Annotated in this window: 16 protein-coding genes; 12 read left to right on the forward strand and 4 right to left on the reverse strand. The window is 65.5% G+C overall.

Annotated elements, in window-relative coordinates; genetic code table 11:
• Positions 1 to 107 precede the first annotated feature (107 nt).
• Positions 108 to 3,074, forward strand: a complete 2,967-nt coding sequence (locus AC1AYX_RS09510) for a cation-translocating P-type ATPase (protein ID WP_476503245.1) — start codon at positions 108 to 110, stop codon at positions 3,072 to 3,074.
• A gap of 149 nt (positions 3,075 to 3,223) precedes the next feature.
• Here AC1AYX_RS09510 and AC1AYX_RS09515 read toward each other — a convergent pair whose 3' ends face one another.
• Together AC1AYX_RS09515 and dcd are read right to left on the reverse strand one after the other, a co-directional pair.
• Complete coding sequence (locus AC1AYX_RS09515) at positions 3,224 to 5,434, reverse strand: hypothetical protein (protein WP_476503246.1); 2,211 nt, start codon at positions 5,432 to 5,434, stop codon at positions 3,224 to 3,226.
• A 287-nt stretch (positions 5,435 to 5,721) separates the two neighbouring features.
• Positions 5,722 to 6,303, reverse strand: a complete 582-nt coding sequence (dcd, locus tag AC1AYX_RS09520; RefSeq protein ID WP_476503247.1) for a dCTP deaminase — start codon at positions 6,301 to 6,303, stop codon at positions 5,722 to 5,724.
• Between the two features lie 470 nt (positions 6,304 to 6,773).
• Here dcd and AC1AYX_RS09525 point away from each other — a divergent pair, with 470 nt between their 5' ends.
• The 6 genes from AC1AYX_RS09525 (at position 6,774) to AC1AYX_RS09550 (ending at position 15,053) form a co-directional block, all read left to right on the forward strand.
• Positions 6,774 to 7,697 carry a hypothetical protein gene (locus AC1AYX_RS09525; RefSeq protein ID WP_476503248.1) on the forward strand — a complete coding sequence of 308 codons (924 nt, stop codon included), beginning with the start codon at positions 6,774 to 6,776 and terminating at the stop codon, positions 7,695 to 7,697.
• The gene (locus AC1AYX_RS09530; protein ID WP_476503249.1) at positions 7,694 to 8,374 is read left to right on the forward strand and encodes an alpha/beta hydrolase; all 681 of its coding nucleotides are present in this window, start codon (positions 7,694 to 7,696) and stop codon (positions 8,372 to 8,374) included. The genes AC1AYX_RS09525 and AC1AYX_RS09530 overlap by 4 nt, the downstream gene beginning before the upstream one ends.
• Positions 8,375 to 8,578: 204 nt before the next feature.
• On the forward strand, positions 8,579 to 9,439 hold the full coding sequence (locus AC1AYX_RS09535) for a sulfite exporter TauE/SafE family protein (RefSeq protein ID WP_476503250.1): 861 nt from the start codon (positions 8,579 to 8,581) through the stop codon (positions 9,437 to 9,439).
• 93 nt (positions 9,440 to 9,532) lie between these two features.
• The gene (locus AC1AYX_RS09540) at positions 9,533 to 11,605 is read left to right on the forward strand and encodes a Na+/H+ antiporter (protein ID WP_476503251.1); all 2,073 of its coding nucleotides are present in this window, start codon (positions 9,533 to 9,535) and stop codon (positions 11,603 to 11,605) included.
• 83 nt (positions 11,606 to 11,688) lie between these two features.
• A complete protein-coding gene (locus AC1AYX_RS09545) occupies positions 11,689 to 12,141 on the forward strand; it encodes a nucleoside deaminase (protein ID WP_476503252.1) in 453 nt (150 codons plus the stop codon).
• A 554-nt stretch (positions 12,142 to 12,695) separates the two neighbouring features.
• Complete coding sequence (locus tag AC1AYX_RS09550; RefSeq protein WP_476503253.1) at positions 12,696 to 15,053, forward strand: alpha-galactosidase; 2,358 nt, start codon at positions 12,696 to 12,698, stop codon at positions 15,051 to 15,053.
• On the opposite strand, the gene AC1AYX_RS09555 is transcribed toward AC1AYX_RS09550, so the two are convergent.
• A complete protein-coding gene (locus AC1AYX_RS09555; protein WP_476503254.1) occupies positions 15,054 to 16,310 on the reverse strand; it encodes an ROK family protein in 1,257 nt (418 codons plus the stop codon).
• A gap of 263 nt (positions 16,311 to 16,573) precedes the next feature.
• Here AC1AYX_RS09555 and AC1AYX_RS09560 point away from each other — a divergent pair, with 263 nt between their 5' ends.
• The 5 genes from AC1AYX_RS09560 to ilvA all read left to right on the forward strand — a co-directional run bounded on the left by AC1AYX_RS09560 (position 16,574) and on the right by ilvA (position 23,132).
• A complete protein-coding gene (locus AC1AYX_RS09560) occupies positions 16,574 to 17,896 on the forward strand; it encodes an ABC transporter substrate-binding protein (protein ID WP_476503255.1) in 1,323 nt (440 codons plus the stop codon).
• An 18-nt stretch (positions 17,897 to 17,914) separates the two neighbouring features.
• Positions 17,915 to 18,838 (forward strand): carbohydrate ABC transporter permease, encoded by a 924-nt coding sequence (locus AC1AYX_RS09565; protein ID WP_476503256.1) that lies wholly within the window; start codon positions 17,915 to 17,917, stop codon positions 18,836 to 18,838.
• Positions 18,839 to 18,843: 5 nt separating this feature from the next.
• Positions 18,844 to 19,716, forward strand: a complete 873-nt coding sequence (locus AC1AYX_RS09570; protein ID WP_476503257.1) for a carbohydrate ABC transporter permease — start codon at positions 18,844 to 18,846, stop codon at positions 19,714 to 19,716.
• 207 nt (positions 19,717 to 19,923) lie between these two features.
• Complete coding sequence (locus AC1AYX_RS09575) at positions 19,924 to 21,762, forward strand: glycoside hydrolase family 13 protein (protein ID WP_476503258.1); 1,839 nt, start codon at positions 19,924 to 19,926, stop codon at positions 21,760 to 21,762.
• A gap of 104 nt (positions 21,763 to 21,866) precedes the next feature.
• On the forward strand, positions 21,867 to 23,132 hold the full coding sequence (gene ilvA, locus AC1AYX_RS09580) for a threonine ammonia-lyase (protein WP_476503259.1): 1,266 nt from the start codon (positions 21,867 to 21,869) through the stop codon (positions 23,130 to 23,132).
• Positions 23,133 to 23,350: 218 nt separating this feature from the next.
• On the opposite strand, the gene AC1AYX_RS09585 is transcribed toward ilvA, so the two are convergent.
• Positions 23,351 to 24,106, reverse strand: coding sequence for a Sir2 family NAD-dependent protein deacetylase (locus tag AC1AYX_RS09585; protein ID WP_476503260.1), 756 nt, complete (start codon positions 24,104 to 24,106; stop codon positions 23,351 to 23,353).
• Positions 24,107 to 24,510 lie beyond the last annotated feature (404 nt).

The following is a 24,510-nucleotide window of genomic DNA, read 5'->3' on the forward strand; positions in this document are numbered from 1 at the left end:
TCGGCGGCAGTCGCGTCGGCGCCCATAACCGCGCAGCACGCGGGCCGTCGGAGAGACAACCGGCGTTCGTGTGTTGACTACTCCGCGGCTATACCAAGGAGACCATTATGGTTGATCGCACGAAGGATCAATCCGCCGCGTCCGCAACGATCGAGGGCGCGCCCACCCGGCAGGGGTTGCCGAACGACGCCGATCCGAGCCTGACCGATGCGCTCGACGTCGCCAAAGCGCTCGACGTCGATCCGAACGTCGGCCTGAGCTCGGCCGAGGCCGCACGCCGATTGGAGCGGTTCGGGCCGAACGAGCTGGCGGGAGCGCCGCCCGTGCCGAAATGGAAGAAGTTCCTCGCCCAGTTCAAAGATCCGCTTGTCTACCTGCTGCTCGCCGCCACCGTCATCTCCGTAATCGCGTGGTTCATCGAGAAGGCGAACGCCGTGCCCGGGGCGGAAGGCGGCGAGGCGCTGCCGTTCGACGCGATCGTCATCGTGCTCATCCTTATCGTCAACGCCGTGCTCGGCTACATCCAGGAGGCGAAGGCGGAGGCCGCGGTCGAAGCGCTCGCCGGCATGACGGCCCCCACCACATCCGTGTTGCGCGACGGCAAAGTCGTGCGCATCAACACCGTCGACGTCGTCCCCGGCGACATCATCGTGCTCGCGGAAGGCGACTCGGTCTCCGCGGACGGCCGCCTCATCACCGCGGCGAGCCTGCGCATCGCCGAAGCGTCGCTCACCGGCGAATCCGTGCCCGTCGGCAAGAAGCCGGACACGCTGCGTGAGGCCAAGGCGCTCGGCGACCGCACGAACATGATCTTCAACGGCACGTCCGTCACGCAGGGTACCGGCCGCGCCGTCGTCACCGGCACCGGCATGGCCACGCAGGTCGGCAAGATCGCCGGCATGCTCTCCGCCACCGAGGACGAGCAGACCCCGTTGCAGAAGGAGATGGACTACGTCTCCAAGATCCTCGGCATCGCTGTGGTCATCATCGCCGTGGTCGTGCTCGCCGCGCTCGCGTTCCTCGAAGGCTTCAACGACATCCACGACGTCATCGACTCGCTGCTGCTCGCCGTGTCGCTCGCCGTGGCCGCCGTGCCGGAAGGCCTCGCCGCGATCCTCACCGTCGTGCTCGCGCTCGGCGTGCAGCGCATGGCCGCGCACAACGCGATCGTGAAGAAGCTCCATTCCGTCGAGACGCTGGGATCCGCGTCCGTGATCTGCACGGACAAGACCGGCACGTTGACGCGCAACGAGATGACCGTCGAACGCATCGTCACGCCCAGCGGCGAAGTGCATCTCACCGGCACCGGTTACACGCCGGAAGGCAAGATGACGGCCGCCGACGGTTCGCCGCTCTCCGGCGACCCGTCGCTCAAGGCGGAGGCGCTCGCCACGCTCGCCGCCGGCACGATCGCGAACGACGGCGACCTGCGCGAGGAGAACGGGCGATGGGAGGTCGTCGGCGACCCGACCGAGGTGTCGCTCATCGTGGCCGCGCGCAAGACCGGCGCGATGAAGGGATACGGCCAGTTCACGCGCGTCGCCGAAGTGCCGTTCACGTCCGAGCGCAAACGCATGTCCGTGATCGCGAAGGACGCGACGGAAGGCGGCAAGCTCACCGTGTTCGCGAAGGGCGCACCCGACGTGCTGCTCTCGTACTGCTCGCGCATCGCGGTCGGCGGCCATGTGCGCCCGCTGACCGAAGGCGACCGCCAGACGATTCTCGCGACCGTCGAACGGCTGTCCGGCGAGGCGTACAGCACGCTCGGCGAGGCGTACCGTCCGCTCGGCACTGCGAACCTGTCCGAAGTGGACGGCGTGCGCGCGAACGCGGCCGGACAGGTCGCGGATATCGCCGACCAGTCGGACGCGATCGAGACCGACCTCATCTGGAACGGCATGGTCGGCATCATCGACCCGCCGCGCACCGAAGTGCGCGACTCGGTGGCCGAGGCGCATCGCGCCGGCATCCGCGCCGTCATGATCACCGGCGACCATCCGCTGACCGCCGCACGCATCGCCTCCGACCTCGGCATCATCGAGAAGGACGGCAGGGCGCTCACCGGCGACCAGCTCGACGCGCTCGGCGACGACAGGGACGCGTTCGACAAGGCCACGTCCGAAGTGTCCGTGTACGCGCGCGTCGCGCCCGAACACAAGCTGAAGATTGTCGAATCGCTGCAACGGCAAGGCAACATCGTCGCGATGACCGGCGACGGCGTCAACGACGCCCCGGCCGTCAAGACCGCGGACATCGGCGTCGCGATGGGCATCACCGGCACCGAGGTCACCAAGCAGAGCGCGAAGATGATCCTCGCCGACGACAACTTCTCCACCATCGTGGCCGCCGTGCGCGAAGGCCGCGTGATCTTCGACAACATCCGCAAGTTCCTGCGCTACCTACTGAGCTCCAACGTGGGCGAGGTGTTCACCGTGTTCTTCGGCGTCGTGCTCGCCGGATTCCTCGGCATCACGCAGCCCGAATCCACCGGCGTGACCGTGCCGCTGCTCGCCACGCAGCTGCTGTGGATCAACCTGCTCACCGACGCGGCGCCCGCGCTCGCGATGGGCGTCGACCCGCAGACCGAGGACGTGATGAACCGCAGGCCGCGGCGCATCACCGACCGTGTGATTGACGCCTCGATGTGGGGCGACATCATCTTCATCGGCATCATCATGGCGGCCGTCACGCTGATCGGCATGGACATGCACCTGGCCGGCGGCCTGTTCACCGACCGTTCGGTGGACGCGCTCGGCCACGAGGCGCAGATGACCGAGGCGCGCACGATGGGCTTCACGATCCTCGTGTTCGCGCAGTTGTTCAACGCGCTCGCCTCGCGTTCCCACCTGCAGAGCGTGTTCGTCGGGCTGTTCTCGAACAAGTGGCTGTGGGGCGCGATCGGTCTGTCCGTCGTGCTGCAGCTCGTCGTGATTTACGTGCCGTTCCTCAACACCGCGTTCGGCACCACGCCGCTGAGCCCGCTGGCCTGGCTCGAATGCATCGGCCTCGCCGCCTTCGTCCTCGTCGCCTCCGAACTACGCAAATGCGTCCTGCGCGCGATGGCGAAGCGCTGAGCGGCGGATACTACGATTGACCCCCTCAGTCGCGCTTCGCGCGACAGCTCCCCCTGAAGGGGGCGCAAGGAATTTTTTGCGTCCCCTTCAGGGGGAGCTGGCCGGCCGGAGGCCGGACTGAGGGGGTCGTTGTTCGGGCTATCCGGCGATCAGCTGTTCGAGCCGCCGACGGTGGCGCCGGAATCACCGGAGCTGTTGCCGGTTCCCGAATCGGAGCCGGAATCGCTGCCCGAGTCGCTGCCGGAACCGGAACCCGAACCGGAATCGTTCTGGCTCTGCTGATTCTGCTGGCTCTGCTGTTGTTGCTGTTGCTGCTGTTGGGCCTGCTGCTGCGCCTGGGCGTCGGCCTGCTGCTTGGCGGACATCGACGCGTTCACGTCGGACATCGCCTTCTCCAGCTGCGACTTCGCGTTGTTCACGTCGGATTCGGACGGGTTCGACTGTCCGGCCACGTTGTTCGCGTTGTTGATGGCGTTCTGCAACGCGGTGCGCGTGCTCTCGTCGGCCACCTGGCCGGCGGAGTTGTTGAGCAGGCTCTGCGCGGTGGAGACCGAGCTGTTGAGATCGGACTTCAACGTGTTCGAGGTCTGCGAGCCCTTGCTGTCGCTCACGACCTTCTCGGCGTCGTCGATTTTCGACTCCATCTCCTTCGCTTGCTTGCGCGTATCCTTGAACTTCTGCGTGTTCGACTTCAGATCGTCCTTGGACATGTCCGCCGAGCAGGAGGCGTCCGTCTTGACGTTCTGCGCGTCGGTGATCGTCTGGTTGAGCGTGGTGAGCGTGTTCGCGTCGGCCACCTGGCTGCCGGTCGTGGACGAGACGGTCTGCTGCGCCGCGGTCACCTTGGACTGGAGGGTCTTCAGTTCGTCATTGGCCTTGTCCTGCGCGCTCGTGCACGCGGCGTACAGGATCTTGCCGCTGTTCGCGCGGTAGAACAGCACACCGCCGACAATCAGCGCGATTACGGCGATCACGGCCACGACGATGCCGACGATCTTGCCGTTCGACAGTTTCCGGCCCTTGCCGTCCTTCTTCGACGCCTTGCCGTCGTCCTCGTCGTCTTCATCGTCCTCGTCATCGTCCGGGGCGATGGCCGGCGGCATCGCCTCCGGCGAGGACTGCGCCGAACGCGCCTCCTGGCCGGCCTGTTCCATCATCTCCGGAGTGAACACCTGCGTGGCCGCCTCGGTCGGATCGGCCTGCGCGTCGTCCGCGGCCGCCAGCGAATCGGTGCCGGCGAGCGGCTGTGGCTGGCCATACGGCTGCGCCGCGGGGAACGCCATCGTGGCCTGATCGCCGAATGCCTCGGTCTGACCCGCCACCGGCTGAGTCTGCGGCTGTCCGTAGACCTGCGTGGCCTGCGTTTGCGCGAGGTCCGTCTGCGGCTGCAACGGGTTGAACGCCTGCGTCGGCTGGTCGACGGGTTGCGCTTGCGAGCCCGTCGCCGCGGCCATCGGCATCGCCTGCGTCGGCTGTGACGTGGATTGCGGCATGATCGGTTGTGCGAAGGCCTGGGTAGGTTGCGCGAAGGCCTGCGTGGCCTGCGTCACTTGCACCGGTTGTGTGGCCTGCGTCGGCTGCATCGTCGGTACGGTCGGCATGGGTTGCTGCGTGATCGGCTGCTGCATCACCGGCTGTTGCGTGATCGGCTGCCCGACGGACTGCGGCATGACCGGCTGCGCGATGGTCTGGGCGGTCGGCTGCACGGGCTGCTGCGCCGGTTGCGGTTGCGCCGGCTGCACCGGCTGAGACGGCAGTGGTTCGTCGAACTCCTTCAGCGGGTCGAACGCCTGCGTGGATTCTCCAATCGAAGTGCCACTGTCGAAGGCGGGTGCCGCCGGCGAGGAATGACGTCCGTGGCGCGGGACGCTCGCGCCCGCGGGGTCGGCGAATGCCGGCTGGTCGGCCTGCGCGAATCCGGGCTGATCGGTTTGCGCGAATTGGACCGGCTGCGCATACTGGACCGGCTGCGTGAACTGCGGGACCTGCGTCGGCTGGGACTGCACGGTTTGCGCGTACTGGCCCGGCTGCACCGGCTGCACGGACTGTGCGAACTGCACAGGCTGCGACGGTTGGACAGGCTGCCCGCCGGGCTGCGCATACTGAGCCGGCTGCTGCATCGGCTGCATGGATTGCTGCACAGGCTGCGTCGGCATCATCGTCGACTGTTGCGCCATCGACGGCGTGACCGGCTGTGACGCAATCGGCTGCTGTGCGACCGGCTGGGCGAACGCCGCGTCCGGCTGCACCCGAGGCGTGGACGGCACCGCCGGCGCGGTTGGCGCGCCCGGCTGCACCGGCTGCTGTTGTGCGCTCTTTTTCTGGAAGTCGAATTGGAATTCACCGCTCGGATCGGTCATCGCGTCTCCTCAATCCCGTATCTGTCTCGCATCGCTGTCTCTCTAATCATTCATAGTAACGACGGCCGTCATCGCCCGTCACATCACGATCATCCGGTCACGCGCCATCACGACCGGACCGGACGTCGCGCACATCGTCGCGTTCGCGCCGGAACCACCCACGCCGGAACCGCACATTTCGCACGTCCCGCACGTTGCGTACGCATCACGCGCATCGCACGGCACCGGACTCACCGCACGTCCCGCACGCGCCGGCATCGGCGCCGCGGGACGTGCGTCCGGACGACTCAGTCGTCGATGTGCGCGCGGTAGAAATGCTCGTAGGAGCGGCTCGGCGTCGGGCCGCGCTGACCCTGATAGTGCGAGCCGACGCCGGCGGAACCGTACGGATGCTCGGCGGGGGAGCTCAGCTGGAAGAAGCACATCTGACCGATCTTCATGCCCGGCCACAGCTTCACCGGCAGCGTCGAGACGTTCGACAGCTCCAACGTGATATGCCCCTCGAAGCCTGGATCGATGAATCCGGCGGTCGAATGGGTGAGGATGCCGAGACGGCCCAGCGAGCTCTTGCCCTCCAGTCGCGCGGCGATCGTCGCGTCGAGCTTGACGTACTCCCACGTGGCGCCGAGCGCGAACTCGCCCGGATGCAGAATCCACGGCTCGTCCGGGTCGACGGCGAACTCCTCGGTGAGTGCACCCTGGTTCTCGGACGGGTCGACGTAGGTGTAGGCGTGGTTGTTGAACAGACGGAAGAACCGGTCGAGCCTCACGTCGATCGAGGCCGGCTGGACCATCTCCGGGGTCCACGGGTCGAGCGAGATATGCCCATCGGCCTGCGCGGCCAGAATGTCATGGTCGGACAGCAGCATGAAAGCTCCTCACAGACGAAATAGGACGGATGTGATATCGCCCACAAGCGTAGCGCCCACCCAAAACACGGGTCGTGCGGGGAACTCGTGCGGGGTGCTCGTGCGGGGTGCGCGCAAGGCCCTGCGGAATCTGCGGCCCCGATTCTCAGCAACCTCACAGGGAAACACATCGGGAAACCCAGAAACGCATGGTTATCTATGAACTGTCAACGAAAGCTGACATGGAGCGCAAGCCCCGACAACTGAACCTTTCTTCTTCTCTCTCCTTTCTCTGGCCCCGGTGGTTCCCTCCACCGGGGTTTTCCTTTGCCCGGACGGGGGCGCGGCAAACACCATCCGTGACGAACACCATCCCGGAGGATGACGCATCGGCGAACCGCCGCGCGGTAGACTGGGCGAAGCGGGCGACGGACGCCCGGCGACAAGGTGGTACGAATAGCCTACGGACAGTCGGCACGAAGGGGAACATCATGCAGGACGAGGAATACGACTTCTTCGAGGGGAGGGACGACGGGCCGGACGAATGGCGCGATCGTCCGCGAAAATCCCGACGTCGGGACGCGGCGTCCACGGCGAACGCGACGGCCAACGCCACGGCGAACGCGGCGGCTACGGCGGCCGCCGCATCCCGCGCCCCGCACGAATCCACCTTCCACGCCGGCGACCGCCCCGACAAGACCAGTCGTCGCCTCGCCGTGCTCGCGTTGCTCGCCGGCCTCGTCGCCGTCGCGTTCGGCGGCATCTCCGCCGCGCACGAGATCGCGCCCGCCTACCTCGATCCGGACGGCAAGGTACCGGGCCGTTTCATCGCCGGCGCGTGCGCCGCGTTCATCGTCGTCACGTTCATCCTCGTCGTCGCCGCCCGCGCGACCATGCCGCGGCGCACCAGCCACCGCGGCGTCGCGTCCGGCGGCATCATCACGTTCGTCCTCGCCGTGCTGCTGCTTGCGCTCGACGTGGTCGTCGGCGTGCTGTTCCCGCTCGGCCTGGTCCGTCCCGCCGTGCGCGACGAGGCGCCGAGCGGCAGCGCCGACGGCATGAAGTTCGGCATCGAGCGCGTCCTCGGCACCTGCACATCCGGCTGGAACGATATCGACGTGGGCGGCTATCCGGGCGTCGACAGCGCGTCGGTCTGCGCCGCGACGCGCGTCGCGTATATCACGTTCGACTCCGACACCGTCGCGAGCATGTACAAGGGTGCCGTGACGTCGAAGATCACCGAACTGCTCGACGAGCACGCCGACGACGCACGCGCGAAGGGCGACTGGCGCACGCTCGCCGCCGGACGATGGATCGCGTTCGGCAGCGAAGAGAACATGACCGCGCTCCAGAGCGAATGGGGTGGTACGCTCGCCACCGTGGAGACGTCAGGCAGCGAGGCGAAATCATCATGACCATCGACTTGAACATCGCACGGTATTCGCGCGGCGGGGGAGCGACGCATCCCACGCACCCACTGTTCCTGTGCCTGCACGGATGGGGGTCGAACGAGGCGGAGCTCGCCGACCTGATGCGCCAGATCGCGCCGTACAACGATTTCGCGAGCCTGCGCGGGCCGATCCGCCTCGCCGCCGGCGACGCGTACTCGCCCGGCGCGTTCGCCTGGTTCGGCGAGCAGGTGCCGTTCGGCGAGGACCTCGACCGTGCCGCCTACGAGATGGCCGTGTCGATCGACCGGTGGGTGACGAACAACCTGCCGAACGAGCGCGAGGTCGTGCCGCTCGGATTCGCGCAGGGCGGCCTGCTCGCGATCCACCTGTTGCGCGTCAACCCGAAACGGTACCGGGCCGTCATCTCCCTGTCCGGGTACATCGCACCGGGGCTCGTGCCCGGCACCGCGCCCGCCGACGGGCTCATCGAACGCTACAACATCCCCGTGTTCTACACATACGGCAAGAACGACGAGGTCGTGCCGAAATACGAGCTGTTCGCCGCGCAGGCGTGGCTCAACGAGCGCACGTGGCTCACCACGAAGAGCTACCGCGCGCTCGACCACAACGTGAGTCTCGAAGAGCTCGCCGACCTGCGCGAATGGCTCCTCGGCCACGACATCACCTCCGGCGTGCTGTGACTCCTTGTTTCCTTGCGCTCGGCACCCCCTCAGTCGCGCTTCGCGCGTCAGCTCCCCCTGAAAGGGGGCGCGGGGACAATCTGCGCCCCCTTTCAGGGGGAGCTGGCCGGCCGTAGGCCGGACTGAGGGGGTTGAGGCGCGAACCCCGTACAACAAGTGGAAACCGGCCGCCGCGGCCGGCCCGGCCGTGCCTAGAGTGGCGGTATGAACGCAGCAACCGACACCAGCATCAGCACGCGCATCGCCACCATCTCCATCGACGAGAACCATCTGGACGAATCCCGGCGCGGACTCGTCATCATGGCCGTGGTGGGCGTGCTCGTCGGCATCCTGTCGGGCCTGTTCGGCATCGGCGGCGGCACCGTCATCGTGCCGGCGCTCGTGTGGCTGGGACTTACGCAGCGCCATGCGGCCGCCACGTCGATGATGGCGATCGTGCCCACCGCCGTCTCCGGAGTCGCCTCCTACGCGTTCGAGGGCGACGTGGATTGGATCGCCGCGCTCATCGTGTTCTGCGGCATGTTCGTCGGCGGCCAGATCGGCTCGTGGCTGCTGTCCAAGCTCCCCGAAATCGTGCTCCGGTGGGCGTTCGTCGTGTTCCTCCTGTTCGTGATGGTCAATCAGGCCATGTCGAATCCGTCGCGCGACTCGCGCATCGTGATGAGCGTCGGCACGGTGATCGGCCTCATCGCGTTCGGCGTGATCGCGGGCGTTCTCGCCGGCCTGCTCGGCATCGGCGGCGGCGCGATCTGCGTGCCCGCGCTGTCGATCCTGTTCGGCGCGAGCGATCTGATTGCGCGCGGCACGTCGCTGCTCGCCATGTTCCCGAACGCGATCACCACGTCCATCGCGAACGTGCGCCGCCGCATGGTGCACGTGAAGGCGGCGGTGATCATCGGCGTCGTCGCCGCGATCACCGCGCCGCTCGGCACGTGGATGGCGGCGGCCGTCACGCCGCGCGCCGGCGCGATCATGTTCACCGTGTATCTGGGCATCCTGCTCGTGCGTTCCGTGTTCGTCGCGATGAAGGCGATGAAGACGACGAAGACGACGCGTTCGCGCTGAGCGTTCGCGCTGGGCCATACCCTGCGAAACGATTTCCTTACCCGTTTTCTATACTCTTGACAGCGAGAGAAGGCGGGAGGATTCGGAACACCCATGGACGTACTCGAACTGATTTTGTGCATCATCGCGGCGGTCGTGTCGTCCTCGTTCCTGAGCCGGTTCATCCCCAAGGTCTCGACGCCGCTCGTGCAGATCGTGCTCGGCGCGGCGATGACCCTCCTGCCGTTCTTCCCCAGCGTCGAACTCAACCCTGAAGTGTTCATGGTGCTGTTCATCGCGCCGTTGCTCTATCTGGAGGCGCATGAGATCGACAAGTCGGCGCTGCTCAAGACGCTGAAGCTCAGCTTGTCGCTCGCCATCGGCCTCGCCATCGCGACGATGGCGGCGGTCGGGTTCACGTTGAGCGCGATCTGGCCCGCGATGCCGCTGGCCGCCGCGCTCGCGCTCGGCGCCGCGCTCGGACCCACCGACGCGGTCGCCGTCAGCTCGCTCGGCAAGGAGGCGTCGCTCACCCTGCGCCAGCGCGGCGTGCTCAAAGGCGAATCGTTGTTCAACGACGCGTCCGGCATCGTCGGCTTCCAGTTCGCGATCGCCGCGGCCGTGACCGGCGAATTCGCGGTCGGCGAGGCCGCCGGCGACTTCGTCGTCTCGTTCATCGGCGGCGCGCTGTTCGGCATGGTCGTCGGCATGATCGTCAACTGGCTGTTCGAGACGGTGCGCTCGCTCGGCTGGGAGACCACGACCACGCGCATCCTCATGGAACTGTTCCTGCCGTTCCTGCTTTATCTCGGCGCGGAGGAGGTGCACGTCTCCGGCATCCTGTCGGTCGTGGCGGCCGGACTGCTCGTCCGCTTCGACCGCACCGGCATCGGCCCGAACGTGGCGCGTACGAACATCGTCGCCTCCAGCGTGTGGGGTGTGCTGTCGTTCACGCTGAACGGCGCCGTGTTCATCCTGCTCGGCATGCTGCTGCCCGGTGCGATGACCGCCAGCTGGTCCGACCCATGGGTGAGCAACAAGCTGCTCATCGGCGTGATCCTGCTCGTCACCGGCGTGGTCATCGCGTTGCGGTTCGTGTGGGTGTCGGCCATGCTGCGCCTCGCGCACGACGTGACCACCGGCAAACGCCGCAGGATGACGCCGGAACGTTGGCGTTCCGCCGCGGTGATGACGTTCGGCGGCGCGAAGGGCACGATCACGCTGTCCCTGATGTTCACGATCCCGTACTACCTGTCCGGCGGCACGCCGTTCCCGATGCGCGACGAGCTCATCTTCATCGCGTCCGGCGTGATCGTGCTGACGCTGCTGCTCGCCAACTTCCTCCTGCCGCTGCTCGCCCCCAACCGCAACAAGGATACAGGCACCGAGCTCAACGAGATTACCATCGAGGTGCTGCGGCGCACCGTCGAGGAGCTCACCAGCCGCATCACGCCCGACAACCGCCGCGCCGTGCTCATGGTCATCGACTCGTACACGAAGCGCATCAGCCGGCTGAAGCACCGTCTCGGCAAACTCGACCCGCAGGGGTACGGGCGGCTGCAGATCGAGGCGCTCAACTGGGAGAAGCAGTTCGTGCGCGACCGTCTCGCCGCGATCAAAGCCAATCCCGATCCGGACAAGGCCGTGCAGGAGCTCAACGTGGAGGCGTGCGAACGCATGCTCGACCAGATCATGAACACGCTGCGCCACACGACCGCCGGCCCGGAAAGCGGGCGTCTCGGCTGGCAGCTGAGCGGCCGTCTGCGCGGATGGCAGCATCGCACCACGATCCTCGTCAAGCGCACAATCAACAAGATCCGCCGCACCACGCCGCTGGTGAGCGAGGACCAGATCTTCGCGCACATGCGCACGCTGCAGGTCGACGCCATCGAACACGTGATCGGCAAGCTCGGCGAGGAGATGAGCCGCGACCGGTACAACACGGAGTTCTGCTCCGCGCTGATCCTCGACTACCGTCGCGCCGAAGCCTCGCTCAAGTCCCGTCCGAACATGGAGGGCAGCGCGGCGGCGTTCGGCCAGGTCGACGAGATCAAGAAGCAGAGCTACGCGATCGAGCTCGGCATCGTGCAGGACATGCTCGAAGCCGGCGACATCTCCCGCCCCCAGGCCCGAGAACTCCGCCGCAACGTCTATGTCATGCAGGTCGATGCCGATTCCGGCATCTGACCTCTTCCCTGCGCCCCCTTCAGGGGGAGCTGTCCGCGTAGCGGACTGAGGGGATCGGCCCCGGTCATCGATAGAATGCGTCCATGCGATACGACGAGGAGATGGGCGGGGCGCTCGCGTTGGCCCGGCGCGCGGCGGCCGCCGGCGACGTGCCGGTCGGCGCGCTGGTGATTGACACGGCCACAGGCGCGACCATCGGCCGTGGGTACAACACCCGCGAGGCCGACGGCGACCCGCTCGCGCACGCCGAGATCATCGCGATGCGCGAGGCGGCCACGACCCGCGGCGACTGGAATCTCGCCGACTGTACGCTCGTCGTCACGTTGGAGCCGTGCCCGATGTGCGCGGGCGCGTGCCTCCAGACCCGCATCGGAACCATCGTGTTCGGCGCGTGGGATGCGAAGCTCGGCGCATGCGGCTCGGTCTGGGACATTCCCCGCGACCCGCACGTCGGCCATGAACCGGAGGTCCACGGCGGTGTGCGCGAAGCCGAATGCGCCGCCCTCCTCGCCGACTTCTTCGCCGCCAAGCGCTGAGCCGCTGGACCAACAAACCGCCCAGTCGCCGAACCGCCGAGCCTCCTCCTGCCCGCTCCCGTTCATGGCACCGTTCATGCAAGCGATGCGGGGGTGGATTCGTTGTGGTGCAGACATCTATCTGCCTTACAAAGGGTATCCCACGACGCATATCCCGGGTATATCTGGCGATATCGTGCCGTTCATACCTGAGATATGCCTGCTGCGATACCCCTCGCAACGAAGATACGCATCCGGAATAGGCGCGATGTACCCCTCATAACGGAGAAAGAAGCATGAACGGTGCTGATCCCCTCCGATTCCTCTCGATGAGTTTGGCACGCGAAGCATGGCGGGACCGCTCCCGTGCGGCCAAGTCCGGATGCGTCGGAACATTCCGAGGCATGGCCGATGTTCCTACAGCTTTTGCTGCCCGCCATCCCGTAATTTCTTTCCTGCGGCAAAGGACACTCTGGAGGATGGCAAGGAAAGGCGATTGCCCTACCATCGGGAATCGGAACCGGACCGGTCGAGAACCGGAACCCAGCCGGAATCGCACATCTCAAGGAGCAGCAATGACGCGTATCGAACGATTCACGGGAACCAGCGCCGACAGCACCCCCATCACCATCATCTATGCCGAGCAAACCGGCCCCGGACAAACCGGCCCCGAGCAGTCCGGCACCGCCCGCCCAGACTCCGCCGTCGCGTTCGCACTCGCCTTCCCCGGCGACGAACTACCGCGTTTCGTGCATTGGGGCAAGCTGGTCGCCGCGCCCGAAACGCTTGTCTCACAGGTCGACGCCCTCAAGCCGCAGCGCGTGTCCGGCGCGCTCGACGAGACCATGTGGCCGTCGATCCTGCCCACGCAAAGCGAATCGTGGATTGGCCAGAAACGCCTCGAAATCCGCCGCGGCGGCATCGAACTGTTCCCGAAGTTCACCGTCACCGACATCGCCACGACGCTCGACGCACGCCCCGCGCTCGACGTGACGCAGGCCGTCGACGCCCCCGAATCCACGCCCGCCGAAGCACGCGTGAACGCGCCGACCGTGACCGTCGAGACCCCGGTCGTCACCGTCACCGCCGCGGACGCCGAACTGCGCGTGCGTCTCGTCTGGACCGTCGAACTGCTGCACGGCGGCCTCATCCGCCAGCGCGCCACCATCACCGACACGACCGATGCGGCAAGCGACGCGCTCGAGATCGGCAAGGTCGAACTCGGCTTCCCGCTGCCCGCCGTCGCCACCGAGATCCTCACCACCACCGGACATCATCTGCGCGAACGCAGCCCGCAGCGCCAACCGCTCACCGTCGGCCGGTTCGAGAAGGTCTCGCTGGCCGGACGCCCCGACTTCGACGCGAGTCTCCTGCTCGCCGCCGGCGTGCCCGGCTTCGGTTTCGAGCACGGCGAGGTCTACGCCGTGCATGTCGGCTGGAGCGGCAACAGCGTGCTCGCCGCCGAACGCCAGCCGTACACGGATGGCGTGATCGGCGGCGGCGAAGTCCTGTTCGGCGGCGAAATCACGTTGCATGGTGACGCCGCGACGGACGCGTACACGACGCCGTGGGTGTACGGCGCGACCGGCGACGGTCTCAACCAGGTCGCCGCGCGCTTCCACACCTACCTGCGCGACCTGCACCCCGAACTCGCGTCCAAAACGCGCCCCGTCATCCTCAACACGTGGGAGGCCGTCTACTTCCAGCACGATTACGACACGTTGACCGCGCTCGCCGACAAGGCCGCCGAAACCGGCGTCGAACGATTCGTCGTCGACGACGGCTGGTTCGGCTCCCGCCGCGACGACACGTCCGGACTCGGCGACTGGCAGATCTCGCCCGCGGTCTGGCCGGACGGGACGAAGAGCCTCAAGGCGCTCGCCGACTACGTGCATGGCAAGGGCATGGAGTTCGGCCTGTGGTTCGAACCGGAGATGATCAATCCCGATTCCGACACGTACCGCGCGCACCCGGATTGGGTGCTGGCGCCTGCCAAGGGACGCCTGCCGATGCAGGGCCGTTCCCAGCAGGTGCTCGACCTGACCAACCCGGAGGCGTACGCGTACATCTACGGGTGCATGGATTCTCTCGTCGGCGAGTTGGGTATCGACTACATCAAGTGGGACCACAACAAGCTCGTCACCGAAGCCGTCTCGCCGTTGACCGGCCGCCCGGCCGTGCACGCGCAGACGCTCGCCGTCTACCGCATCTTCCGTGACCTCACAGCCGCGCATCCGGGCCTCGAGATCGAAAGCTGCTCGTCCGGCGGCGGCCGTGTCGACCTCGGCATTCTCGAACTCGCGAGCCGCATCTGGGTGTCCGACTGCGTCGACCCGGTCGAACGCGCCGACATCCAACGCTACACGTCGCTGCTCGTGCCGCCGTGCATGATGGGCGAGCATGTGGGTGCGAGCCCCGCGCACTCCACGCAGCGCGCCACCAGCCAGGAACTGCGCATGGCGATGGCGTTCTACGGCCACATGGGCATCGAATGGAACCTGCTCAAGGAACCGGACGCCGACGTGGCCAAACTCGCCGCATGGGTCGCCGAGTTCAAGAGGCACCGCGCCTGGTTCGCCGTGGATGCGTGCGTCCACACGGACACCCCCGACCCGGCCGTGCGCGTCGACGGCATGGTCAAGCCGGACCGAACCGCCGCGTTCTACCGGTTCACGCAGCTCACCACCTCGGTCACCTATCCGGCCTCGCCGGTGCGCCTGCCCGGCCTCGACCCGGACGCCGTCTACCGCGTACAGCCGCTGCACCTCGACCTCGATCTCGCGGCGCTCGGCATCGGCAACGGCCAGTCCCCGCTCGGCTGGTGGACGCCCGACGGCGTCCTCATGACCGGCCGTGCGCTCGCCACCTACGGCCTGCGCCCGCCGAGCCTTCACCCGGCTCAGTCGGTCCTGTTCACCGCCGTGCGGCAGTGATCAGCCGATGTAGCGCACGATCGCTCGGGAGGCGGCGGCCTTCGCCCACAGCTGCCAGTCATGGTCGACGACGGTGAACTCGACCTGCGCCGCCTGACTGTGCCGGTAGCGGCGGATCCCGTCGCGCACCGCGTCGATGCCGATGGTCGCGAGGAACGCGGATTCCCCGGCGACCATCACCTTCGACGGCATCGCGATGTTCGCGATCGTCGCGATCAGCGACCCCAGTCGGAAGCACGTGCGGTCCGTCAGCCGCGACGCGAGCGGCAACCCGGCGCGTGCGTCCGCCGCGAAATCCTCGAATGTGCACGGATGTCCGATTATCTGCGCGTACTGTTCCGCGATCGCGTCGTCGGTCAGACATTGCGCGCACCCGATATGCCCGGCCGTGCAGCGCGGCCCCTCCGGGTCGATGAGCACGTGGCCGAGCAGACCGTAGCTTTTATCCGGATACGTGACCGGCTCGCCGCGCACCGCAAGCGAATAGCCGACGCCCACACCGATCGTGAGCACGGCGAACGCCTCCAATCCCACGCCCGGACCGAACCAACTCGCGTCGACGAGCAGGGCATCGATGTCGTTGTACACGGTGCACGGCAGTCCCGTCGTCTCCTCCAGCATCGCGGCGAGCGGCACGTCGTGATCCCAGCGCAGGAACGGCGCGAACGTGACGTCGCGTTCGTCGCGCACGTGGCCGCCGACCGCCACGCCCACCGCCGTCGGCGTGGGCAGTGGCGTTCCGGCCACGTCGTCGCGGCACTCGCGTACGAGCGTCGCGAGTGCCGCCGTCACCTGCTGCGGCGAGCGTCCGGGGAACGCGCGTTCGTGACGTGACGATACGACTTCGCCGTGCGCGTTGACGACGGCCGCGATCGCCGACGCGCCTTGCGCCTTGATGCCGATGAACGTGCGTGCGTCCGCGCGCAGCCGCAACGCGGTCTGCGGACGGCCGCGTCGCGTCGCGCCTTCCTTCGCTTTCGGCGTGAATCCCTGCGGCAGCGGTCCGGTGGTGACGGCGTCGCCGGGAATCTCCTCGATGACTCCCGCGTAGATCAGGTCGCTGGTGATGCGCGACATGGCCCCCTGCGACAATCCCAGCATCTGCGCGAGCGTGGTGCGCGCGATCGGCCCGTATTTCGCGATGGTGCGCGCCACCCGATGCATGTATTCGGATCCTTCGAACCATCGGGGGAAGTCCTGTGCGTCCGTGCGTGTGTTCGTATGCGCGTCCGTATGCTCGGCATCCTGCGATTGCATGGTTCTTCCCGTTCCGTCGACCATGACACCATCCTTCCGGGAGATTCGCCGGATACCTTCCGACATGGGCCGTGCGCGCCGGCGCGTGCCAGCCGCGGACCGGCCCGAATTCCATTCCTAGGATACATAAATCGAGTGGGTTTAGTTTCCAGCGGCGATGGACTCGCTCGCACTTGGAATGAAAAACCTCGAACCGTATCGTTGGGGCCATGCCCGGCGGCATTGAAGCCGCAGGCGTCAGAGAACAGTTAAGGAGTCTACGAATGAAGTGCGATTCCCCCAATTCGAATGTGGAATCGATGCGTTCGTCGCGTCTGTCGCGTCCACTGCGCATGGTTGCCACTCGTCTTGCCGCGACCATCTGCGCGATCGCGGTCGGCGTCGGACTGGCCGGTTGTGGTGCGAACACCGCCGGCACCATCACGCTTGATTTCTTCCAATTCAAGTCCGAGGCGGCCGACTGGTTCAAGCAGGCTGCGACGGAATTCGAACAGGAAAATCCGACCATCAAGATCAACATCAACAACTCCGCCAATGCGCAGACCGACCTGCGCACCAGGTTCGTGAAGAACCGTGTGCCCGATGTCATCACGTTCAACGGCGACATCAGCTTCGGCAACTTCGCCGCATCCGGCGTCTTCTATGACTTCACCGACGAGCCGATCGTCGAGAGGCTCAACCCCGGCATGGTGAACATCGCGAAGAACCTCGTGCAGACCACTGACCAGTCGAAGAAGCGCCTGTATGGTCTGCCGTTCGCCGGCAACGCTTCCGGCTACATCTACAACAAGGCGATTTGGCGCAAGGCCGGTGTCGATCCGGAGAATCCGCCGACCACGTGGAGCGCGTTCACCGCGATGCTGCAGAAGTTCCGCGAGCAGGGCATCAACCCGGTCGAGGCCACCGTCGCCGACGCGTGGACCACGCAGGCGCCGCTCTCCTCCCTTGCCGGCACGCTCGTGCGTGAAAGCGAGTACACGGACCTCAAGCAGGGGACGACGAACTTCCAGAAGATGTGGAAGGAGACGGTGACCAAGGAGGTGGAGCTCTTCAAGTACGCCGACGGAGACAAGGGCATCACCTATCAGCAGGGTACGCAGAACTTCGCCAAGGGTTCCGCGGCGATCATCCCGCTCGGCACCTACGCGATTCCGCAGATTCTCATGATCAACAAGAATGCCGACTTGGGATTCGCACAGATGCCCGCCACCGACGATGCGGACGAGCAGATTCTCACCGCCGGCGACGACGTGATGATCACGATGGGTGCCACCACCAAGCACAAGGCCGAGGCGATGAAGTTCATCGAATTCCTGATGAGTGAGAAGACGCTCAACGACTACGCCGACGCGAATTCCGCCATCACCCCGCTCAAGAAGACGCACTTCGGCAACAAGGCCCTTGAAACCGTGCGCCCGTTCTTCGAGAAGAACAAGGTCGCCGACTTCTGCGACCACTACATCCCGTCTTCGATCAACATCGGAGGCTACCTGCAGACGATGGTGACCAGCGGCGACACGGACCGCTTCCTGAACCAGATGCAGACCGAATGGGACAAGGTTCAGGCCAGGACCTTCACGAACTGACAAGGAAGGAGAGAGAACATGACAACCGCAACGAAACCCGCCAGCCACGCGAAGAGCGCGCGGAAGCGTTCTGCGTTCTCCGACCGCAAGGTCGACCACGCTTTCTACTGGATGGCCGTGCCCGCCGCCATCGTCTTCGCCATCTTCCTGTACGTGCCGTTCCTACAGGGCGTGATGTATTCGTTCACCAATTCGCAAGGCTATGGTGACTACGACTTCATCGGCATCAAGAACTACATCGCCTTGTTCCAAGACAACCGCGTGGGCCACGCCTATCTGTTCACGTTCCTCATCGCCGTGGCGATCACCATCCTCATCAACGTCATCGCGATGTTCGTCGCGGTCGCGCTGAACGGCAAGATCGCGTTCAAGAACGGCTTCCGCGCGATCTTCTTCGTGCCCTACACGCTGTCCGTGCTGGTCATCGGCTACGTGTTCAAGTACATCTTCATGAACCCGCTGCCGGCCCTGGGTAAAACCCTTGGCATCGCATGGCTGTCCGAATCGCTGATCACCAGCGAGCAGTATTCGTGGGTGCCGATTGTCTTCCTCGCCGTCTGGCAGGGTGTCGCCTACTCCGTGCTGCTGTACCTTGCCGGCCTGCAGACAATCGACGACGAAATCTACGAGGCCGCGGCGCTTGACGGCGTCAACGCCTGGCAGAAGTTCTGGAAGATCACCTTCCCGCTGATCGGACCGTTCTTCACCATCAACCTCGTCCTGTCCATGAAGAACGCGCTCGGCACGTTCGACCAGGTGGTCGCCCTGACCGACGGCGGTCCGAACTCCGCCACCGAGACCGTGACCTATCTCATCTGGAAGGGCGGCCTGACCGGTGGCGAGTACGCGTACCAGACCGCTAACGCCGTGCTCTTCTTCATCGTCCTCGCGATCATCGCGTTCATCCAGCTCAAGTTCTTCGGCAGCAAGGAAAAGGTGTGAGTGTCATGAGTGCCGCAGTGTCTGAATCCGCCGTCAAGTCGGGTGTCAAGTCCGAGAAGTTCCGCAAGGACCACAACATCAACTGGTGGCTCACGGCCGCCGTCGCGGTCCTGTCCCTGACGATCCTGATCCCGCTCTATTTCACGATCGTCACCGCACTGAAGACCCCCGCCGAGGCCGGCACGTTCTCGCTGCCGACCACGTGGGAGTGGCACAATTTCGCCGACGCGTCCGCCAAGGTCAACTATCCGAAGGCCGCGCTCAACTCGGCGATCATCACCGTCGCCGCCGTCGTGCTGACCCTTCTGACCAACACGTTCGTTGCGTATGCGGTGGCCCGTAACATGGACAAGCGGTTCTTCCGCTTCCTGTACTACTTCTTCATCGCGGCCATGTTCGTGCCGTTCCCGGTCGTCATGCTGCCGATCGCCAAGCAGATGGGCTCGTGGCATCTCGACAATCAGGTCGGCCTGATCCTGCTGTACATGGTGCTGGGTCTCGGCACGAACCTGTTCATTGCGACGGGCTTCATCCGGTCGATTCCAGTTTCGCTCGAGGAGGCCGCACGTATTGACGGTGCCGGTACGTGGCGCATCTTCTGGAAGATCATCTTCCCGCTGATGAGCCCGATCAACGCCACGATCGCCATCACCACCGCGCTGTGGGCGTGGAACGACTTCCTCCTGCCGCTCATCGTCCTGACCGACCAGTCCAATCAGACGATCCCGCTGGCTCAGTACGTCTTCAGCTCCCAGTTCGCCACCAACTATCCGATGGCTTTCTCCAGCTACCTGATGGCCATGGCTCCGATCATCATCGTCTACGTCTTCGCCCAGAAGTGGGTAATCGGTGGCGTGATGCGTGGAGCGGTCAAGTAGCGGAGAACCCGCAATCGAAGGGTGTCGGGAGTGGACGACGCCTCAGACCACGATGACCTCTCGCCGACTTCTTCGGCGAGAGGTCATCGTCGCATGAACGCCCTGTCGCTATTTCTTTCCGCCGCGCCCGGAAGACTTTCCGATGGGAATGAAAATCGTGGAATCCTATCCTGTTCGGTAGGAACGCAACCTACCAAGGAGTCGACGATGACCGCTTTCAACCGTGAGAACCTGCCCGACGCCATCCGCACGAACGGCGCCACCCCGAACCCGTGGTGGACGAACGCCGTGGTCTACCAGATCTACCCGCGTTCGTTCCAGGACACGAACGGCGACGGCTTCGGCGATCTCAAGGGCATCACCTCACGCCTCGACTATCTCGCCGACCTCGGCGTCGACGTGCTGTGGCTCTCCCCGGTCTACAAGTCCCCGCAGGACGACAACGGCTACGACATCTCCGATTACCGCGACATCGACCTGCTGTTCGGCACGCTCGACGACATGGACGAGCTGCTCGCCGAAGCGCACAAGCGCGGTCTCAAGATCGTGATGGACCTCGTCGTCAACCACACCTCCGACGAGCACGCGTGGTTCGAAGCCTCCAAGAACCCCGACGACCCGCACGCCGACTGGTACTGGTGGCGTCCCGCGCGTCCGGGCTTCGAGCCCGGCACGCCCGGTGCCGAACCGAACCAGTGGGGCTCCTACTTCGGCGGCTCCGCATGGGAGTACTGCCCGGAACGCGGCGAATACTACCTGCACCAGTTCTCGAAGAAGCAGCCCGACCTCAACTGGGAGAACCCGGCTGTGCGCCATGCCGTGTACGACATGATGAACTGGTGGCTCGATCGCGGCATCGACGGCTTCCGTATGGATGTCATCACCCTGATCTCCAAGCGCACCGACGCGTCCGGACGCCTGCCCGGCGAAGCCGGCTCCGAACTCGAGGACCTTCCGGTCGGCGAGGAAGGCTACTCGAGCCCGAACCCGTTCTGCGCGGACGGTCCGCGTCAGGACGAGTTCCTCGCCGAAATGCGCCGCGAGGTGTTCGAAGGGCGCGACGGCTTCATGACCGTCGGCGAGGCGCCGGGCATCACCCCGGAACGCAACGAGCACATCACCAACCCGGCGAACAAGGAACTCGACATGCTCTTCCTCTTCGACCACATGGGCGAAGGCGAAGGACGCTCCAAGTGGGAGCTCGTCCCGTTCCGCACCCCGTGGCTGCGCGGCGTGCTGGCGAACCAGCAGGCCGCCGTCAGGAACGCCGGCTGGGCCAGCCTGTTCTTCTGCAACCACGACCAGCCGCGCATCGTGTCCCGTTGGGGCGACGACACCAGCGAGGAGGCGCGCGTGCGTTCCGCCAAGGCCTTCGGCCTGCTCCTGCACATGCACCGCGGCACCCCGTACATCTACCAGGGCGAAGAGCTCGGCATGACCAACGCGCACTTCACGTCGCTCGACCAGTACAGGGATCTCGAATCAATTAACGCGTTCCGTCAGCGCGTCGAGGAAGCGAAGATCCAATCCGCCGAATCGATGATGGCGTCGCTGGAACTCATCAGCCGCGACAACGCCCGCACTCCTATGCAGTGGGATGCGTCCAAGTACGCCGGCTTCACCACGCCCGACGCCCCGGTCGAACCGTGGATCGGCGTCAATCCGAACCATGTCGGCATCAACGCGGCCGCCGAATTCGACGACCCCGACTCCGTGTACGCGTTCTACAAGCGGCTCATCGCGTTGCGGCACGACGATCCGGTCGTCGCGGCCGGCGACTGGACACTGATCGACGCGGACGACCCGAACGTCTACGCGTTCACGCGTTCGCTCGAAAGCGCACCGGGAGTGGCTGGCGGCACGCTGCTCGTCGCCGTCAACCTGTCTGGCCGCACCGTCGATTTGTCGGCCGAAGCGTATGCCTTGGTCGACAACGGCGTCACCGAGCACGACATCGTGATCAGTACCTATGGCGCGTCCCACGCCGTCGTCTCGCTCGCCAACCGCGAGCTCGACCCGTGGGAAGGCGTCGTCGTGCGGCTCTGACGGTTCTTTGACGGTTCGCCGTCGATTCCTCGTCGATTTCGCGTCGATTCGCTAGGCGGGCACACGGCCATGCTCCGGCCGTGTGCCCGCCTACAATACGCACTATGGAACAGAAAGACGTCCTCAAAGCATTGCAGCGTGACCATGCGGCCGAACTCAAGAAGGCCGCCGAGCGGTTGAAGGGGACCGCGCGCCACACCGAAATCATCCCGTCTCCCGCGCTGAGCGAGATGACCGGACACGAGATTCTGCTCAAGCCGGAGAACCTGCAGGTCACCGGCTCGTTCAAGATCCGCGGCGCGTACAACAAGATCGCCTCCCTCTCCGACGAGGAGCTGGCGCGCGGCATCGTCACCGCCTCCGCCGGCAACCACGCGCAGGGTGTCGCCTACGCGGCGCGCGAACGTGGCGCCAAAGCGACGATCTGCATGCCGACCATCACCCCGCCGCTCAAGGTGGACGCCACCAAGGCGTATGGCGCCGACGTCGTCCTCTACGGCGACGTCTTCGACGAGGCCGCCGCACACGCCGCCGAACTGAGCGAGAAGGAAGGCATGATCTACGTGCCGCCGTTCGACGACTACGAGGTCATCTGCGGCCAGGGCACCATCGGTCTGGAGATCCTCGAAGACGTGCCGAACGTGACCGACGTGGTCGTGCCGCTTGGCGGCGGCGGTCTCGGTGCCGGCGTCGCGCTCGCCATCAAGACGTTCAAGCCGGAAGTGCGCGTGATCGGCGCGATTCCGGAAGGTAGCCCCGCGTGGAAGAACTCGTTCGCCGCAGGCCGAGTCACCGAGGCGGATCAGGTCGTCACCTCCGCCGAGGGCGTCGCCGTCAAGCATCCGGGCGATCTGCCGTATGCGCTGCTCAACGAGTTCCTCGACGATCTCGTCACCGTCACCGAGCGCGACATCAACGAGATGATTCTGCTCATGCTCGAGAAGCACAAGCTGGTCGTCGAGGCGGCAGGTGCGGTGTCGCTCGCCGCGCTCGAACATCTCAACCTGCGTTCGCGCAAGTTCGCCTCCGCTCCCGGCCCGCACGTGGTCGTGCCGATCATGTCCGGCGGCAACATCGACACGGTGACGATGGGCGCGGTCATCCAGAAGGGCATGATCGCCCGCGGCCGCATCATGAACTTCGAGGTGGAGCTGCCGGATACGCCGGGCCAGCTTGTCAAGGTCGCCTCGCTGCTCGCGCGCGAACGCGCCAACGTGATCGCGCTCGACCACGACCAGTTCAAGGCTTCCGGCCACTACACGAACGCGGTGTCGCTCGGCGTGACCGTCGAGACCAACGGCCCCGACCACATCGACCGCATCCTCGCCGCGTTGCGCGCCGAAGGCTTCCAGCCGAAGCGCATCTACTGAGTGCGATTGCGGTTGGGCCGTCGGCTGAGCCGACTGGGGAGAGCTGGCTGGGAGCGATGTCGTTTCTTAGGTAGGTTGGCCGTTTCCTAGGTTCTGTCCGGCTCCATACGCGGAGGGGTGTTGCAACGTGATGGTTGCAACACCCCTCTTGCCGATTCACCTACCTAGGGAACGTCGTATGTACCTAAGAAACGCGTTGATATACGGTCTGCGGTGGTTCAGCTGTTCGCGGCGATCGTTTCGTCGACGAGTTTCGGCAGCGCGACGGCGATGTCGTCGTGGATAAGGCGGTCGGCGAGACGGTCGTACTGCGTGCGGCCCATGTTCATGATGGTGATCGGCACGCCCGCCTGCGCGGCGACCGGTACGATGCTCGCGGCGGGGAACACCTCCAGCGTCGAGCCGATCACCCACAGCTCGTCGGCCTGCGAGGCGAGCTTGTAGGATTTCTCCATCGCACCGTCGGGCAGTGCCTCGCCGAAGTAGACGACGTCCGTCTTGATCATGCCGTTGCAGGGCATGTCGCCCTGATATTTGAGCGTGCGGTGGCAGCGCGGATCCGGTTCCTCGTCAAGACGGGCCATGATGTCCGCCGTGCTGTACTTCGCATGGCATTTCATGCAGTGCGAGGTGCCGATGGTGCCGTGCAGGTTCACGATGATGCTTGGGCTGTTGCCGGCCTTCTCATGCAGCGCGTCGAAGTTCTGCGTGGCGAGCAGCGTGAGCATGCCCGCCTTCTCGAGTTTGACGAGCGCCTTGTGCGCGACGCCCGGCTGTGCGTTCCACACGGGCGACTCCTTCTGCCAGCGCCACGAGTATTCGCGCGCTTCCTTGTCGGTGAGGAACGCGTCGATGTCGTACACGCTCATCTGATCCGGATGCTTGGTCCACACGCCATCCGGACCGCGGAAATCGGGGATTCCGGCGGATGTGGAGATGCCTGCGCCGGTCAGGACTGCGATCTTCTTCGTCATACCCACAGGTATACGCCCGTGGTGTGTCCGTGGTGTGGACTGTGTGTGTGGGGCCGCTCGTCGTGGGTTTATTCTGTGGGTGGTGTGTTGGTGTGTTTCCTCCCGCTGGCGGGAGGTGGCGCGCGGAGCGCGTCGGAGGATGGTTCCGGCGTGGTTTCGTGCGTGTTGCGACACGCCGGTGGAACGCCGTCGTTGCAACGATTTCGGCGTGGTTTTGTCATGCGGGTTTGCGTTGTGGTGGGAGTTCATGTAGATTGTTCGTCTGTTGCCGCTCGGCGCGGCGGGCTGATTCCCCTTCTTCTGGTTGGGTTGGTCTGCCTGTCGGCGTGGTGGTGGTTTGAGAACTCAAGAGTGTGTTGTACTACTTACTTCTTTATAGTCAATGATTGCCAGTCCGATTCCCG

Source organism: Bifidobacterium sp. LH_419 (genome assembly GCF_056356955.1).